Source organism: Catenibacillus scindens, assembly GCF_014202115.1.
Lineage (GTDB): Bacteria > Bacillota > Clostridia > Lachnospirales > Lachnospiraceae > Catenibacillus > Catenibacillus scindens.
On record NZ_JACHFW010000005.1, the window covers coordinates 114,588 to 129,232 of the forward strand.

Consider the following 14,645-nt stretch of genomic DNA (forward strand, 5'->3'; position numbering starts at 1 on the left):
CCATCATTCATCCAGCTTGTCATGGGCCTGCCTGACAACAGTCTCCACCAATCCGTCATTAAAACTGTCTTCTTCTTTATCCGTCTTTTGAATATAAAGAAGATACTCAATATTTCCTTCCGGCCCTTTAACCGGGGAAAAATCCAGGCCCATGACCGAAAACCCGATGGACCGGACATGATCCACGATCTTTTGGATCACTTCTTCATGGACTTTGGGGTCGCGGACAACTCCCTTTTTTCCCACTTTTTCCCGGCCGGCCTCAAATTGAGGCTTGATCAGGCAGACCATACAGGCCATAGGCCGCAGCAGTGTGCAGGCCACAGGCAGCACCTTTGTCAGTGAAATAAAAGACACATCCACAGAGGCAAAATCCAGAGGCTCGCCAATATCTTCCGGCGTCACATACCGGATATTTGTCTTTTCCATACAGACCACCCGTGGGTCCTGGCGAAGTTTCCAGGCAAGCTGTCCGTAGCCCACATCCACGGCAAAAACCTTCACAGCCCCGTTCTGAAGCATACAGTCGGTAAATCCACCGGTGGATGCGCCAATATCCATACATACTTTGCCGGACACATCAACGCCGAAAACTTCCACCGCTTTTTCAAGCTTTAAGCCGCCCCGGCTCACATATTTTAAACCTGGCCCTTTCACTCTTATGCGGGATTTTTCCGGGTCAAAACAGTCCCCCGGCTTGTCCTCCCTGTTGTCATTGACAAAAACATCCCCTGCCATGATCATGGCTTTGGCTTTTTCCCGTGAGGAGGCCAGACCCTGTTTTACTAAAAGTACATCCAAACGTTCTTTCATAGCTTTTTATATTCCTTTATGATCTTTTGTGTCACTGACAGGCTGTCAAGCCCCATACTCTCTTTGAGAAGATCCACATTGCCATGTTCTACATAAACGTCGGGAATGCCGATCTTTAACAGCCTTGCGCCGTATTTTTCCCGATCCTGGCAGCGCAGATCGCTCAAGTATGCCGCCACGGCCTCGCCGTAACCTCCTCTGAGTACGTTTTCTTCCATCGTTACAATGACCTCATAATCTCTGGCCAGCCATTCAAGGATTTTCCTGTCCAGAGGTTTGACAAAGCGGACATTGACCAGGGCCGGATCTATATTTTCTTCTGCCAGCCGGGCGCAGACGTCCCAGGCCGTCTCTACCATACTTCCCACAGCCAATATAGCCACTCTGGCGCCGGTGCGCAAAATCTCGCTCTTTCCATACTCTATGGGAGCCCGGAACTGCTTCAGGCCGCCGTAGGCCGTACCCCTGGGGTAGCGGATGGCCAACGGCGCGTCGAAGGTCCTTGAGAACTTCAGCACATCGTACAGCTCGTATTTATTTTTAGGGGCGAAAACATTCATCCCCGGAATGGAACATAAATAGGACAGATCCAGGATACCCTGGTGGGTCTCACCATCAGCGCCCACAATTCCCGCCCGGTCAATGCAAAAGACTACCGGATGCTGGGGGAGACAGACATCATGGATCATCTGATCGTAAGAGCGCTGTAAAAACGAAGAATAAATGGCCACATAAGGCTTCATCCCGGCGGCCGCCAGTCCGGCGGCAAAAGTCACCGCGTGTTCCTCGGCGATCCCCACGTCAAAGAAACGGTCAGGATACTGTTTGCTGAATTTATAAAGTCCGGTGCCATATGGCATTGCCGCACATACACCCACAATCTTTTCATCTTCCGCGGCCATGCGCAGCATCGTCCTGGAAAATATCTGAGTGTATGTGGACTGAGTGCTTTTTTTCAAAGGCATACCGGTCTTTACATCAAATTTATCCACGCCGTGATAAGCTGACGGGTCCTCCTCGGCAGGTTCATAGCCCTTGCCCTTCTGAGTGATCACATGGACAAGAACAGCTTTGCGTTTCCGCTTTGCCGCCGAAATCACACGGACAAGCTGAGGGATATCGTGGCCGTCCACCGGCCCCATATAATCAATGCCAAGATCCTCGAAAAAGCCTCCCGGCATTAAAAACTGTTTAATCGAATCTTTAGAACGCTTCACACTGCGGACCACGCTGCTGCCTATGCGGGGAATCCTTCTCAGCGCCGCTTCCACATCTTCTTTGAAATCAATATAAGATTCATTCATGCGGATGTCATTCAAATATTTAGAAACGCCACCCACATTTTCGGAGATGGACATTTTGTTATCATTTAGAATAATAATAAAATTTTTGTCCATGCGGGCCGCATTATTTATTGCCTCATAGGCCATGCCCCCGGTCAGGGCACCGTCACCGATGACTGCCACAACAGTGTAATCTTCGCCCAGAAGATCCCTCCCACGGGCATAACCCAGGGCCGCGGAAATGGACGTAGAACTGTGGCCGGTATCAAAGGCGTCACAGGCGCTCTCCCGGATTTTGGGAAATCCGCTGATACCTCCGAAAGTGCGCAGGCCGCCAAAGGCGTCCTTTCTTCCCGTAAGTATTTTATGAACATAGGACTGGTGACCCACATCCCACACAATCTTATCTTTTGGAAGATCCAGACACAAATGCAGAGCCATAGTCAGTTCAACAACGCCCAGATTAGAGGCCAGATGTCCTCCGGTTTTGCTAATACTCTCCAGAAGAAATTCCCGGATCTCCCCGGCAAGCTGATCATATTCCTTTGGCGGCACCTTTTTTATATCATTGGGCTGGCGGATATTGTCTAAAATCTTTGCCATATTCATACACCTGTTTCTTTATTTTCATACCATCCATCCGTTCAGGCTGACACTACTTTTCTCTGTGGATCAGCCACCGGATCAGTTCTTTAAGAAATGGATTTCTCTCAGATACTTCATATTCCTCCAGTATATCCAGAGCCTTGTAGGAAAGTTCCTCCACCTGCTCTGCGGCAGCGTCCATCCCCACCAGTGTGACCCAGGTGGTTTTCTCATTTTTAGCGTCGCTTCCCACAGGTTTCCCAAGAGTCTGGGTAGTTCCACTCACATCCAGGATATCATCCTGAATCTGAAATGCGATGCCGATGGCGTCGGCCGCCTTTTCCACCCCGTCAATCTGCTCTTTTCCGGCTCCGGCAAGGATTGCCCCGATCATCATAGCGCACTGGATCAGGGCGCTGGTTTTATTAGTATAGATAAATTTCAGTGTATCCAGGTCCAGGGGCTGTCCGCTCTTTTCAACATCAACGACCTGACCCCCGATCATTCCGTAAATTCCGGGTTTGCGGGCCAGGACGCATAAAGCCTGAGCCACTTTCTCAAGCTCCCATGGGCCGGCCTGGCTGACGGCTTTCGCCGCCGTCTCGTAAGCGTAATTTAAGAGTCCATCCCCCGCCAGGATGGCCATGGCCTCCCCGTAAACTTTATGGGTGGTCAGGCGTCCTCTGCGGTAATCGTCATTATCCAGGGCAGGAAGATCATCGTGGATCAGTGAATAGGTGTGGATCATCTCAATGGCTGCCATAAAAGGCCCGATCAATTCCTGTCTAGTGCCGCCGAACACCTTGGCGGTCTCCCACATAAGCATGGGGCGTATCCTTTTTCCACCTGCGTTTACCGCGTAATTCATAGCCTCAAAAACTGTTTTCTGATATCCGATCTCCTCCGGCAGAAACTCCCGGATCAACTTCTCGATCTGCCCTGCCTTTTCCTGTATCTGATTCTCAACCTTCATCGCTATCATCCTCTGTTTTTAACTCAATGATCTTTTTTTCAACTCTGTCAATGGAATCACTGCAATATTTCAAAAGCTTTACGCCTTGACGGTAAAGCTTTAAAGACTCATCTAAAGTCACCTGGGGATCTTCCAGGGCCGAGATGGTCGCTTCCAATTCTTCAAATGCCGTCTCCAGCGTCCTGGTCTTTGCCACGGTTATTCCTCCTTACATGTCTTATCTCTATCGTCTGCGCCCGGATATCTCCGTCCATGACCGAGATGGTCAGAACATCTCCGGGAGCCGTCTGGTTCACACTTCTTAAAAGTTCTCCCCCACTGCCTGTGACTGCGGCGTATCCTCCGGAAAGCCGGGCCAGAGGGGACAGTCCTTCAAGACGGTGTAGAAAAAGATCCCTCTTGTGTTTCTTCCCTGTAAGTACCCGCTCCACAACATGTTCCAGCTTGTCGGAAAGCTCCGCAAGATAAAGCTGCTGTTCTCTCATGCGGCGCTGTGGGCTTAAATTTTCCAGTTTCAGCTTATACTGCTTGACATACTGCCGGCCAAGATGAACTTTCCCCGCCAAAAGCTGATCCAGGGAATCTTCGTAATCTGAAAGCCTGCGAAATACTTCCCCTATATCCGGGACAGCCAGTTCCGCCGCCGCCGATGGTGTGGGGGCCCGAAGATCCGCCGCAAAATCCGCAATAGTCACATCCGTCTCATGGCCTACGGCAGAGATCACCGGAGTCCGGCACATATAGATCGCCCTGGCCACACGCTCCTCGTTAAAAGCCCACAGATCCTCCATGGAGCCGCCGCCCCGTCCCACAATAATCGTATCTACGCCATACTGATCCAGGGCCTGTATCCCCTTTACAATGGAAGACGCCGCGTCCTGTCCCTGAACACTGGCGGGATAAAGGACAAGCTGCAAAAAAGGATTCCGGCGGCTGGAAATATTAATAATATCCTGGATAGCTGCACCGGTCTTTGCCGTGACAATACCCACCGCTTTAGGATAGATAGGGATCTTCTTTTTATGATCCTGGGAAAAAATCCCCTCTTCCTCCAGCCTCTTTTTCAGCGCCTCAAACTTTTCATAGAGGGCGCCCACGCCGTCTCTGGCGATCTGCCGGGCGTAAAGCTGATATTTCCCATCCCGCTCATAAACGCTGATACTGCCAAAAACGATAACCTGCTGCCCCTGCTCCAGGCGAAAATCCAGACCGGAGCGGTTTCCCGCGAACATGACACAAGCAAGGGCGCTGAACCGGTCCTTTATAGTAAAATAAATATGGCCGGATGTGTGATATTTACAGTTGGAAACTTCGCCGCGCACATAAATATTATTCAGTCCGTAATCCGATACAAAAAGCTGTTTTATATATTGATTCAAAGCGGCAACGGAATAAATTTCTCTCATATAAACCTCATGCCAGTTTTGCCAGCACGCCGTTGACAAATGACGGTGATTCGTCAGTACCGTAGCGCTTTGCCAGCTCTACCGCCTCATTGATGGCTACGCCTGTGGGAATATCCTCATCGTAGAGGATTTCATAGAGAGCCAGGCGTATAATCGTCAGATCCACTTTCCCCATGCGCTGGGTTTTCCAGCCCACGGCCACCTGGTCGATGCTCTCGTCCAGCTCCTCCAGTTTTGCCAGGATATGGCGGACCTTTTCAAGTATGTATTCTGCGTCAACACCTTCTGGCTCTTTCAGATGGAGAACGTAAAGTTCTCCCTGTTCCTCCATTTCCTCTTTGCTGTGAAATTCCACGCGGAACAACAGCCGGAATATATGTTCACGTAATTCTCTTCTGCTCATAACTTTTCCTTTCTCTCTCCAAGACTATAGTAAAGAACAATTCAAGACTCGCTCGCGAGTCTTGTCGCAGGATTCGGGTCGGCTTTAGCCGACATAATTCCTAATGCGAAAAAAAGTAGCTGACTTCCCCAAACCCAATGAAGACAGTCAGCTACTTGCTCTCATTAACTATTTATCATTTTCCAGGTTCACATCTGCAACTCGAATATTTACTTCGGATACATTGAGACCGGTCATAGTCTCAATGGCGTTCTTCACCCGCTCCTGTACCGCTCTGGATACTTGGGGAATGCTGTAGCCGTACTCAATATTAATCCCCAGATCAACGGACAGTGAATCCTCGCCCACCTGGATCTTTACGCCTTTGGACAGGTTCTTCTTTCCAAGTCTGGCAACAAGCTCATTGGTAATATTGCCTGCCATAGATGCTACGCCTTCCACCTCTGTCGCGGCAAGACCTGCGATAATTGTGATCACTTCGTCAGAAATCCTTACGTTTCCGGCAACGCCTTCATCCTGGATTCTGTAAGTGCTTCTCTCCTCCTGCTCTTTTGCCATATTACTAACCTCCATCTGTGTCGCCTGCACTGCTTTTTACAATGAAAGCCCGTCTCTGACCGCGAGCCGTCCATGGCTTTCATCTGTGGTGTAGCCGCGCGCGGCGCGGCACATCAATTTACTAAAAAGTATTATAACAAATTTTATGCGCTTTGAAAAGCATTTATTCACTTTTCAGAGTAGTGATCACAATTTTGTCCGCCGTACACTCGGCTTTGCGGGTGACGATATCCTCAACCTGAGCTTTCTGGGCGTCTGTCATAGATTCCAGACAGATGACCACATCCACACTTTCATCATTAATGCTGACTACAGAATTGGAAAATCCTTTGGCCTCCAGAAGTGTTTCCGCAGCCAGTTCCCGCTCGGCGATCTGGGTCAGTTCCATCAGATCGCTGCTCGCCTGCTCCCTAATGTCCTGGGCCACGTTTTCATTGTCAATGACCTGCTGGAGCGTTTCTTTGTTTTTGGAACGGGTCTGTTCTCTGGACAGCCGCGCGGCAGAACAGAAATTTACAGCCGCCGACGAGTTTGTGCTTGTAAGAACCGCCTCACCGATCTCGCTGACATCTCCGATATCCTCCCCATCCTGGCTCGCCAGGGCGTCGCCGCCATCCTCCATGACCTGGCTTAAATCCTCCTCCGGGGCCACATCCACGTCCACCAGAGCGTCCCCGTCAGAGACTTGTTCCTCTGTAATATTTCCCAGATCATCAACATTTTGGGTCACTGTGTTAACGTCTGTCCCGTCCTGGGTGGTAGTCACTTTATCCGCGGTAAAGTTCAGATATCCGGCAATAATGATCATAATGACAAGGGATGTAATGATCACCTGATTTTTCCTGAAAATCCTCTTCAATTGTTTCCCTCCTGTTAAGATTCCATTTTTACTACTTTAATTTTATGCACGGGAAGATTAAATAGAACGCTTACCGCCTGAGTTATTTCATCTACCACAAATTCATCTCCGGCGCCGGAGGCGGCTACGACCACCCCTTCAATCTGAGGCGCCAGTTCTTTGATCACATAAGGTTCACTGCTCTGCCCGGAAGAGCCGTCGTAAAGGGACGTCTCGCTGTAACTGCTCTCGTCGGTAACTCTTGTCCCTCCTCCCGAATCGCTCTCGGAAATAGTGGACACACTTTGGGTCACATCTTTCTCCACCACTTTTTCCTTTGTGGCACTGGCTGTGATCATCACCTGCACATCCCCCGCCCCGCTCACCGACGACAATAGCCGGGTCAGCCGCTCCTCCTGAAGCGCTACATACTCTTCCAGCGTCTGTCCGCCGCCAAAACTTTCCACGTCCAAAAGCGCCGCCCCGCCCCCGTCCTCACTGCCGTTTTCCCCGTCAGCAGACGAAAGCTCCTGAGCTGTCCCTCCCTCCTGGGGAGATGACACCGGCCAGGCGATCACCAGAAGCAAAACCCCCACAAGCACAAGGATCAGCAGAGATCTTTTTTTATCCCGGCCGATCATATGGAATATTTTTTTCATCCTGTCATTCACCTGGATCACCGCCTTCCACAATGATTATATTTTCTGTGGAAACGCCATAGTTTTCCCCGATCATCTGTTTTATCCCGGCCGCCGTCTCCCCAGATATAAACGATTCTCCCTCATCCCGGTTCTGGACCGTGGAAGATCCATTTCCGATTTCCACTTTTTTTACAGGCTCCACCGTCTCCCCGGCACCGTCTTCCCCGGATGTTTCCTTAACCTCCGTCCCCACGTACAAAACGACCTGCAAAACACTTCCAAAGGAAGCGCTGCCCATATTTTCATCCACAGACACAGTCACATCCCTGACTGCCACCCCCTGATTTTGAGCCAGAAAGCAGATCTGCTCTTCTAAGCTGTTTTTATATTCCTGAAGGATCAGGCCGCTGCGCTCCTGTTCCAGAGATCCGGCGTCAAAATCATCCCCGTCAATGAGGTCAGCGTCCCCTATGGCAGTTTTAAAACTCTCCCACTGAAAGAAATAATCCATGGAGCCGCTGGCATTGAGAAGTTTCAGTACCGGCGAAAAAACTACCAGTATAAAGATCATCCCCGCGGCCATGCGGACATATTTTTTATTTTTGTCATCAACCAGCAGTTCTTCCACCAGGGTCACTGCCAGGAAAAAAAACACAATATTTTTAACCCAGGAAAAAATGCCTTCCATTAACCGCCTCCTATAGCCAGATTGGACGATGAAGCGATCACCGCCAGGGACAAAATAAACAGCAGGATGGCTGTTCCTGCCGCCATGAGAAGCAGTAGAACGCTGTCCCCCGTTTTTTGGATACAAGAGACGATCCTCGGATCAGACACCGGCTGTACCACCGCCTCCGTCACCTTATACATTAATGTGATCACTAAAAGTTTGATCAGGGGAATGGCGCAGACGATAAGGATCACAATAAGTCCGCCCACACCGATGGCGTTTTTGATCAGCACCCCGGAACCGATGGCAGTCTTTGCCGCGGCGTTTAAGGCGTTTCCAATACCGGGGATCACTGAGGACAGTTTAATAAAGGCCGAGCTTTTAAATGAATCAAAAGCCGGGAGGACCATACTCTGGATAATATTTAATCCCAGTGTCAGCCCAAGTATGGTCTTTAAAGACCATGAAATGATCGTCCGAATCAACTGGCACAGCCGGGAGAGGTAGTCCTGGACAGACAGATCGTTGGCCAGGGAAAGGATCATATAGACCTGGATCATAGCCAGAAGGATATGGCAGATCAGCCAGTCCACCGCCGTGATGGCCAGGGCAGTGACGCCGTAAAATCCGGCAGCGCTGCTTGTCCCTGATGCAAAGGCGATGGCCGTACAAAAAGCCGGAAGGAGGGCCGTCATAAAATCCACAAGAAAATCCAGCACCGACTGAGTGACTGAAAAGGCCGCGCCAAAAGACGCCAGCAGCAGGGAAAAAAGAAGGATATAGGTCATGTAAAATCCGGTCCGGGCTACATGATTTTTTGCGAAGGCCACGGAAAAATTAGTAAAAAGGGCGCCGATAATGGCAATCCCCATGATCTGACTCAGGGCTTTTTGATTCAGATGGATCTCCATAAAAATATGTTCATAAATATACTGACCCATACTCTCAAAAGACATGGTGATATTTCCTGAAAAAAGCTGTCCCACAATATCCCCGAAAGAAATCTCCGACTTTGGAGACATACTGTCGATGACCGACTGGATCTGGTCATACTCCCCGCTCTCACCGGGGATGTCTGGCCCAGAAGATTCCTCCGACTCTGTCCCGGAATGCTGGGCTCCCCACACTTTTTGTGTTTTCCCAGACCAGAACAAAACCGCCACCAGGCACAGAAGTACAGCCCAGCCTATCCGCACCATTTGTCCTTTATGCCTGCTTTTGTACCTGTTCCCCCTTTGTCCCTTCCGGCCTTTCATTGTAAAAAACTCCCCACAGTGTCCAAAAGGGCTAAAAGCACCGGCATACTCATGACAAGGATCGTCAGTTTTCCCGCGATTTCGATCTGTGAAGCGATAGTCTGATACCCGGCGTCTTTGCACAGGGACGCGGAAAATTCACAGAGGTAGGAAACGCCGATGATCTTTATAAGAATGCCGATATACTGGGGATTGACGGAAATATAGCTGCCGATCTGGCGGATCACCTGGATCATCGTATCCAGCTTCACCAGGATAAAGGTAAAAATAATGCCCCCGGCGGCCAGGCTTAACATGGTGGAATACTCTCCCCTGACCGGTTTCAGGCTCAGGGCCAGTATGGCCGCGCAGATCCCCAGGACCGCCGCTTTAAATAAAGTCATCCCATCACCTGCCTATAACGCGAAAAGAGAACGAATGGTTTCAAAAAGCTGATAAATATAAGGAACGATCCACAAAAGGACCAGGATCAGACCAGCCAGACTAATCATAAAGGCATGCTCGTCCCGCCCGGAATGCTTTAATACCTGTCCGAGGATCGTTACCAGAATGCCCACAGCGGCAATTTTAAAGATTAAGCTGATGGTCATAGAATCCCTCCCCGATCACTTCAGATAAAAAGGATCACAACAAAAATGCCTCCGATGACCCACAGACCGCCGTATACTTTTTTCTGGCTATCAATGGTTTCCCCCAGGCCGGCAATACGTTTTTCCAGATCTGAGGCGAACAGATCCAACACTGAAAGCTGCATCTGAACATCGTGACTTCCAAGCATTTCACCAAGTCTTTTCACCAGACGCACATCTCCCGGATTCAGCGGGCCTCCTATAAAACAGACGTCAGCCTGCGCGTTCCACACACTGGCCAGTGACTGGCCATGTCCCTTTTTCAGGGACCGGCTCACGCTCTCAAAAAAATCTCTGTAAACCGGGCCTGATCTTTGGGCCATGCCCTCTAAGATCACCGGGAGCGTCTCGGACATGCACCGTATTTCCCCGGCCATGGCAAGGGTCAGCCTTTGAAGCTCCCTAAGGGCCCCAAGGCGGCGGCTCATGCCCCGGCACACAAAAAAGCCCATGCCCCAACACCCCGTTAAAACACACAATGCCCCGCCTATTTTAAGAGCGAAGCAGATTACATCCAAAGGCATCAAACACCGCCCCTATACATCCTGCCCTGGACAGATCCCCAAGCACCACATACCGCTCAAAAAGCCGCTCCTCCACAAGGCGGCGCAGCACCGGGCGGCTGCGCAGATCGTCCACCGAACTGCCGTGGACGGTGGCGATAAGTTTGCATCCGCAGTTGATCACATACTCAATGGCTTCCAGATCTTTCCTGCTCCCAACCTCATCCACAGCCACCACCTGGGGGGACATGGAACGGATGAGCATCATCATGCCGTCGGCTTTTGGACAGCAGTCCAAAACATCGGTGCGTATACCCACATCATTTTGGGGAATCCCCATATAGCAGGCCGCGATCTCCGACCGCTCATCTACAACGCCCACGTTGATCCCGTCCGGGCTCTGGGAAATCTGCCGGATAATATCTCTCAATAAAGTTGTTTTGCCACATCTTGGCGGGGATATAATAAGAGTATGATAAACGGTTCCCCCGTCTTTGATCAGGGGCATAACCGGATCGGCGCACCCCTGGATCTGGTGGGACAGCCGTATGTTGATAAAAGAAATGTATTTAATATTTTTTATTTTTCCGTCTTCTAAGACAATCTTTCCTGCAATGCCTACCCTGTGTCCGCCCTGGATAGTAATAAATCCCTGGCGTATTTCATCTTCGTAGGCGTAGAGGGAGTAATCGCTGATATACTCCATGGTCTCCCGGATCTGGCTGGAACTGACAATCACCGCTTTATCCGCGTCTTTTTTAAGGAGTCCATCCCAGGTAACAAATGTTTCTTTATGGTCGTAAACCACCATCAGGGGACTGTTGACCCTAAGACGTATCTCCTGCATTTTTTCCATATCGCACTGTAAACGCTGAAAAAAAGGACGCAAAGAAGCTGCGAAAATACGGCAAATCTGAGTTTTCTTTGCGTCCATAGGTATGGACTTTTCCATTTTCTCACCTGCCTGCTTACAATATATGCAGGCGGCCTGTATAAAAGAACAGCGAGCCGGCCCCCGCTGAAAAATCGAGACAGGTCAGCGCATCCCATCCCTGGCCTCCGGGCAGCCGCGAAAAATCTCCGATATTTTCTTCGCGTAGATTTCCCAGCTTTTCCGGTAATCTTCCAACTGCTCTCTTCCCCGCTCCGTCACTATATAGTAACGCCGGTTTCTTCCGCCGTACTGCCGGTCACAGACTGTCAGACATCCGTCCTTTTGCAGCCTGCGCAGCACCGGGTACAGAGTCGATTCAGAAATATCTATCATCTCCCGAATATCCTGAGTGATTTTGTAGCCGTAAGCTCCCTCCGGCGCTTTGGCCACCACTGCAAGTACAATACCATCTAACAGGGACGCACCTGTATTAAAGACCATGGGTCATCCACTCCTTTTCTTGATTTCCCGTCTTTTCCACCTTTTTCTATGATACTATAAGACAGATTTTAACGCAAGGGCAACTGTTTTGCCACATTACACCCAAGACTCAAGAGTATATGTAAAAAAACAGTTGAAAAAATCGCCGTTATTATTTATACTAAAAAGAGCTAATACACAAAGAATAATTAAAGGAGGATTCAATATACATGGTATCAGCAGGTGATTTCAGAAACGGTTTGACTATCGAATTTGAAGGAAACGTTTATCAGGTCATTGAATTTCAGCATGTAAAACCCGGTAAGGGCGCAGCTTTCGTCCGTACTAAATTGAAAAATATCAAGAACGGCGGCGTTGTTGAAAAAACATTCCGCCCCACAGAGAAATGTCCTCAGGCTCATATTGACAGAGCGGATATGCAGTATCTGTACAACGATGGTGATCTGTACCACTTCATGGATACAGAGACTTATGATCAGATTGCTCTCAACACTGAAGATGTTGGCGACGCTTTGAAATTTGTAAAAGAAAATGAGATGGTGAAGATGCTCTCCCACAACGGACAGGTTTTCTCCGTTGAGCCTCCATTATTTGTAGAGCTTGAAGTAACTCAGACTGAGCCCGGATTTAAAGGCGATACATCCACCGGCGCTACAAAACCGGCGGTTGTTGAGACTGGCGCTCAGGTCAACGTACCTCTCTTTGTAGAGATCGGCGACGTGATCAAGATCGACACAAGAACCGGCGAATATCTCTCCAGAGTTTGATCAGATTATAGGAAACGTCATAATAAATTTTATTATGACGTTTCCAGCGCCGATTTTTGCTGCGCAAAGCGCAGATCCTTCCCTGCAAAAATCGTGCGCATCCCCTGGAGGGTTTATAGCAAACGACAAAGATATTTGTCGTTTGCTATAAAACAGTCCCCGGCTTACTGCCATGAGCGGCAAGCCGGGGATTTTTTTCATAGCGCATTCTGCCCCCAGACTGAGGAAACAATGGGCTCCAATTTAAATAATAATTTCTTTATTCTGTTTTTATCTTTAGCCTCAAATCACCGTCATAGATTGCAACCGGGATTTCGTCAGTGAATGAATATTGCATTAAAATATCGGTATCAAATTTATATACGATAACCTGATCTACCATAGGATCAACAATCCAATATTCCCTCACACCAGCGGTTTTATATTTTAATAGCTTTTGTATATTGTTTCTTCTGTTCCAATGGTATAAATGTCCCCCCCTTTTGCTGTATTTTAACATAGTGTAGTTCTTATCTCAAGTTTTCACCACGAGAATCTCGGATCAAATTCACTTTTCACACCCTGGCCAAAAATAAGCATCAAAACAAAGCCGAAGTCATGGCCGTTTATTATGTCATGATTTCGGCTCCTCCTTCTCTACTGCCCGTCCATCAAGATATGATTGATTGTCTAAAATTGAATTTGGCAATTCCAATAAGAATCCGTCCCATCATCATGCATAAACACAATAAACATTTCTTTTTCATTTAAGGGGTAACAAAACAGCGGCTCATTATTAAATTCTTCGCCCATATCCACGGTCTGCAAAGTTATCCCCTCAGAGGTAATTGTTCCGTAAAAAAGATTAAAGTAGTCGTCCACACAGAAAAAGTGTTCTCCGGTACTTCTAAAACGATACATCTGTTTGCCCGTTCGGCTTACAACGCGGGTATCATTCTCAAAGTCATAAGCCACCATGCACCATCCCTTGCCGTCCTGAGGGTCGTTGACATAAATAAAATAGTTGTCTGTCATTTCGCAATGTCCAATATAAGGATCTACAAGCAGTTCACCCAGAACCTCTTTCAGATTCCGAACCACATAAAGTATCTGTGTGGTTTCCGGCAGTTCCAGGGCATAGCAAAATTCGTCGCCATTAGACCGAAAATTAGAATCCATCAATTTTTTATCCGTACCTTCGTAAATATCCAGCGAATGTACAATAATCTCATCTTTGTATAAAGCAATCCCTTTAAGGCCGCAGGAATACTGAGTGTCACCTTCCACATTTTCATAGACATACACTGGCGTTTCCCCGGACATTTTTACCCATGGAATGTACCTTCCCATAGGTGTTGTCCGGCACATCCCCGAATCAACGATCTGCTGGCTTTCATGATCCACATAAACGACCTGCCATTGCTGTCCCGTATCGGAATAATCCATATTTTCCGGCATTGTCGTGTATAAAATACCATCTTCCCATGGAACCGCAGAGAATACAAACACACCCTCAATGGTATTAAACTGATCTATGATTTCTCCCCTGGAAAGATCGTAAAAATACAGCGTTTTTGTTTCGGATACCGGGCCATAATATGTATGATTGTCCTCACCTTTTCCCACAATGGCTATTTCATCACTCCAATAATAAAAGTCCACGGTGTTTTCATCAGTCAATTCCAAAACATCTTTAATCCCATTGGGCTCTGGTTTGACTGTAAGGATTCCTCCATTCTCATAGGATTCAATCCTTAAACGCTCTGTATCAGCAACAGTCTCCGGCGTCTGACTTTCATTTTCTATCCTGCTCTTCCCATTTGAAAAGATTTCGGTGTTTTCTCTATTTTCTGTACAGGCAGATATTCCTGCCATAGTACATATAAAGAAACAAATACTGACAATTCTTTTCATAATCCCCCTCATATGTTAATTCTCCCCGCTTTTCTAGTATAAAGGTATCCAA

General features: G+C 48.4%; 19 protein-coding genes. 1 reads left to right on the forward strand and 18 read right to left on the reverse strand.

Annotated elements, in window-relative coordinates; genetic code table 11:
* Nucleotides 1-3 precede the first annotated feature (3 nt).
* The 16 genes from HNP82_RS07965 to HNP82_RS08040 all read right to left on the reverse strand — a co-directional run bounded on the left by HNP82_RS07965 (nucleotide 4) and on the right by HNP82_RS08040 (nucleotide 11,933).
* Entirely contained in the window at nucleotides 4-813 is an 810-nt protein-coding gene (locus tag HNP82_RS07965; RefSeq protein WP_183773102.1) for a TlyA family RNA methyltransferase, read from the reverse strand.
* Nucleotides 810-2,699, reverse strand: a complete 1,890-nt coding sequence (dxs, locus tag HNP82_RS07970; RefSeq protein WP_183773104.1) for a 1-deoxy-D-xylulose-5-phosphate synthase — start codon at nucleotides 2,697-2,699, stop codon at nucleotides 810-812. Before dxs ends, HNP82_RS07965 begins: the two co-directional genes overlap by 4 nt.
* 52 nt (nucleotides 2,700-2,751) lie before the next feature.
* Nucleotides 2,752-3,654 carry a polyprenyl synthetase family protein gene (locus tag HNP82_RS07975; RefSeq protein ID WP_183773106.1) on the reverse strand — a complete coding sequence of 301 codons (903 nt, stop codon included), beginning with the start codon at nucleotides 3,652-3,654 and terminating at the stop codon, nucleotides 2,752-2,754.
* Complete coding sequence (gene xseB / locus HNP82_RS07980; protein ID WP_183773108.1) at nucleotides 3,644-3,850, reverse strand: exodeoxyribonuclease VII small subunit; 207 nt, start codon at nucleotides 3,848-3,850, stop codon at nucleotides 3,644-3,646. The genes HNP82_RS07975 and xseB overlap by 11 nt, the downstream gene beginning before the upstream one ends.
* Nucleotides 3,816-5,060, reverse strand: a complete 1,245-nt coding sequence (xseA, locus tag HNP82_RS07985) for an exodeoxyribonuclease VII large subunit (protein ID WP_183773110.1) — start codon at nucleotides 5,058-5,060, stop codon at nucleotides 3,816-3,818. The genes xseB and xseA overlap by 35 nt, the downstream gene beginning before the upstream one ends.
* Nucleotides 5,061-5,067: 7 nt before the next feature.
* Nucleotides 5,068-5,463 carry a transcription antitermination factor NusB gene (gene nusB / locus HNP82_RS07990; RefSeq protein ID WP_183773112.1) on the reverse strand — a complete coding sequence of 132 codons (396 nt, stop codon included), beginning with the start codon at nucleotides 5,461-5,463 and terminating at the stop codon, nucleotides 5,068-5,070.
* A gap of 168 nt (nucleotides 5,464-5,631) precedes the next feature.
* Nucleotides 5,632-6,021, reverse strand: a complete 390-nt coding sequence (locus tag HNP82_RS07995) for an Asp23/Gls24 family envelope stress response protein (protein ID WP_183773114.1) — start codon at nucleotides 6,019-6,021, stop codon at nucleotides 5,632-5,634.
* 163 nt (nucleotides 6,022-6,184) lie between these two features.
* Nucleotides 6,185-6,880 (reverse strand): SpoIIIAH-like family protein, encoded by a 696-nt coding sequence (locus HNP82_RS08000; RefSeq protein ID WP_243164694.1) that lies wholly within the window; start codon nucleotides 6,878-6,880, stop codon nucleotides 6,185-6,187.
* A 14-nt stretch (nucleotides 6,881-6,894) separates the two neighbouring features.
* Nucleotides 6,895-7,518: a stage III sporulation protein AG gene (locus HNP82_RS08005; protein ID WP_183773116.1), complete on the reverse strand. Its 624-nt coding sequence runs from the start codon at nucleotides 7,516-7,518 to the stop codon at nucleotides 6,895-6,897.
* Nucleotides 7,519-7,522: 4 nt separating this feature from the next.
* Nucleotides 7,523-8,188: a stage III sporulation protein AF gene (locus HNP82_RS08010; RefSeq protein ID WP_183773118.1), complete on the reverse strand. Its 666-nt coding sequence runs from the start codon at nucleotides 8,186-8,188 to the stop codon at nucleotides 7,523-7,525.
* A complete protein-coding gene (locus tag HNP82_RS08015; protein ID WP_207720584.1) occupies nucleotides 8,188-9,369 on the reverse strand; it encodes a stage III sporulation protein AE in 1,182 nt (393 codons plus the stop codon). Before HNP82_RS08015 ends, HNP82_RS08010 begins: the two co-directional genes overlap by 1 nt.
* A 53-nt stretch (nucleotides 9,370-9,422) precedes the next feature.
* Nucleotides 9,423-9,809, reverse strand: coding sequence for a stage III sporulation protein AD (spoIIIAD, locus tag HNP82_RS08020; RefSeq protein WP_183773122.1), 387 nt, complete (start codon nucleotides 9,807-9,809; stop codon nucleotides 9,423-9,425).
* A gap of 12 nt (nucleotides 9,810-9,821) precedes the next feature.
* A complete protein-coding gene (spoIIIAC, locus tag HNP82_RS08025; protein ID WP_183773124.1) occupies nucleotides 9,822-10,016 on the reverse strand; it encodes a stage III sporulation protein AC in 195 nt (64 codons plus the stop codon).
* Nucleotides 10,017-10,036: 20 nt separating this feature from the next.
* A complete protein-coding gene (locus HNP82_RS08030; protein WP_279288896.1) occupies nucleotides 10,037-10,579 on the reverse strand; it encodes a stage III sporulation protein AB in 543 nt (180 codons plus the stop codon).
* Nucleotides 10,548-11,510 carry a stage III sporulation protein AA gene (spoIIIAA, locus tag HNP82_RS08035; RefSeq protein WP_183773127.1) on the reverse strand — a complete coding sequence of 321 codons (963 nt, stop codon included), beginning with the start codon at nucleotides 11,508-11,510 and terminating at the stop codon, nucleotides 10,548-10,550. Before spoIIIAA ends, HNP82_RS08030 begins: the two co-directional genes overlap by 32 nt.
* Before the next feature lie 84 nt (nucleotides 11,511-11,594).
* The gene (locus HNP82_RS08040) at nucleotides 11,595-11,933 is read right to left on the reverse strand and encodes a PadR family transcriptional regulator (RefSeq protein ID WP_183773129.1); all 339 of its coding nucleotides are present in this window, start codon (nucleotides 11,931-11,933) and stop codon (nucleotides 11,595-11,597) included.
* 209 nt (nucleotides 11,934-12,142) lie between these two features.
* On the opposite strand from HNP82_RS08040, the gene efp reads away from it, so the two are divergent.
* Nucleotides 12,143-12,700, forward strand: a complete 558-nt coding sequence (gene efp, locus HNP82_RS08045; protein WP_183773131.1) for an elongation factor P — start codon at nucleotides 12,143-12,145, stop codon at nucleotides 12,698-12,700.
* Between the two features lie 259 nt (nucleotides 12,701-12,959).
* Here the strand turns inward: efp and HNP82_RS08050 are convergent, their stop codons facing one another.
* Complete coding sequence (locus HNP82_RS08050) at nucleotides 12,960-13,199, reverse strand: PDDEXK family nuclease (protein ID WP_183773133.1); 240 nt, start codon at nucleotides 13,197-13,199, stop codon at nucleotides 12,960-12,962.
* A gap of 170 nt (nucleotides 13,200-13,369) precedes the next feature.
* Nucleotides 13,370-14,593, reverse strand: coding sequence for a hypothetical protein (locus HNP82_RS08055; protein WP_183773135.1), 1,224 nt, complete (start codon nucleotides 14,591-14,593; stop codon nucleotides 13,370-13,372).
* Nucleotides 14,594-14,645 lie beyond the last annotated feature (52 nt).

Bases quoted from the DNA above. Each gene is read 5' to 3' on its own strand.
- HNP82_RS08010 (WP_183773118.1), bottom strand. From the start codon at position 8,188: ATGGAAGGCATTTTTTCCTGGGTTAAAAATATTGTGTTTTTTTTCCTG.
- HNP82_RS07965 (WP_183773102.1), bottom strand. From the start codon at position 813: ATGAAAGAACGTTTGGATGTACTTTTAGTAAAACAGGGTCTGGCCTCC.
- HNP82_RS08055 (WP_183773135.1), bottom strand. From the start codon at position 14,593: ATGAAAAGAATTGTCAGTATTTGTTTCTTTATATGTACTATGGCAGGA.
- spoIIIAA (WP_183773127.1), bottom strand. From the start codon at position 11,510: ATGGAAAAGTCCATACCTATGGACGCAAAGAAAACTCAGATTTGCCGT.
- HNP82_RS08015 (WP_207720584.1), bottom strand. From the start codon at position 9,369: ATGGTGCGGATAGGCTGGGCTGTACTTCTGTGCCTGGTGGCGGTTTTG.
- dxs (WP_183773104.1), bottom strand. From the start codon at position 2,699: ATGGCAAAGATTTTAGACAATATCCGCCAGCCCAATGATATAAAAAAG.
- HNP82_RS07995 (WP_183773114.1), bottom strand. From the start codon at position 6,021: ATGGCAAAAGAGCAGGAGGAGAGAAGCACTTACAGAATCCAGGATGAA.
- HNP82_RS07975 (WP_183773106.1), bottom strand. From the start codon at position 3,654: ATGAAGGTTGAGAATCAGATACAGGAAAAGGCAGGGCAGATCGAGAAG.
- spoIIIAC (WP_183773124.1), bottom strand. From the start codon at position 10,016: ATGACCATCAGCTTAATCTTTAAAATTGCCGCTGTGGGCATTCTGGTA.
- HNP82_RS08040 (WP_183773129.1), bottom strand. From the start codon at position 11,933: ATGGTCTTTAATACAGGTGCGTCCCTGTTAGATGGTATTGTACTTGCA.
- nusB (WP_183773112.1), bottom strand. From the start codon at position 5,463: ATGAGCAGAAGAGAATTACGTGAACATATATTCCGGCTGTTGTTCCGC.
- efp (WP_183773131.1), top strand. From the start codon at position 12,143: ATGGTATCAGCAGGTGATTTCAGAAACGGTTTGACTATCGAATTTGAA.
- HNP82_RS08050 (WP_183773133.1), bottom strand. From the start codon at position 13,199: ATGTTAAAATACAGCAAAAGGGGGGGACATTTATACCATTGGAACAGA.
- HNP82_RS08030 (WP_279288896.1), bottom strand. From the start codon at position 10,579: ATGCCTTTGGATGTAATCTGCTTCGCTCTTAAAATAGGCGGGGCATTG.
- spoIIIAD (WP_183773122.1), bottom strand. From the start codon at position 9,809: ATGACTTTATTTAAAGCGGCGGTCCTGGGGATCTGCGCGGCCATACTG.
- xseA (WP_183773110.1), bottom strand. From the start codon at position 5,060: ATGAGAGAAATTTATTCCGTTGCCGCTTTGAATCAATATATAAAACAG.
- HNP82_RS08005 (WP_183773116.1), bottom strand. From the start codon at position 7,518: ATGAAAAAAATATTCCATATGATCGGCCGGGATAAAAAAAGATCTCTG.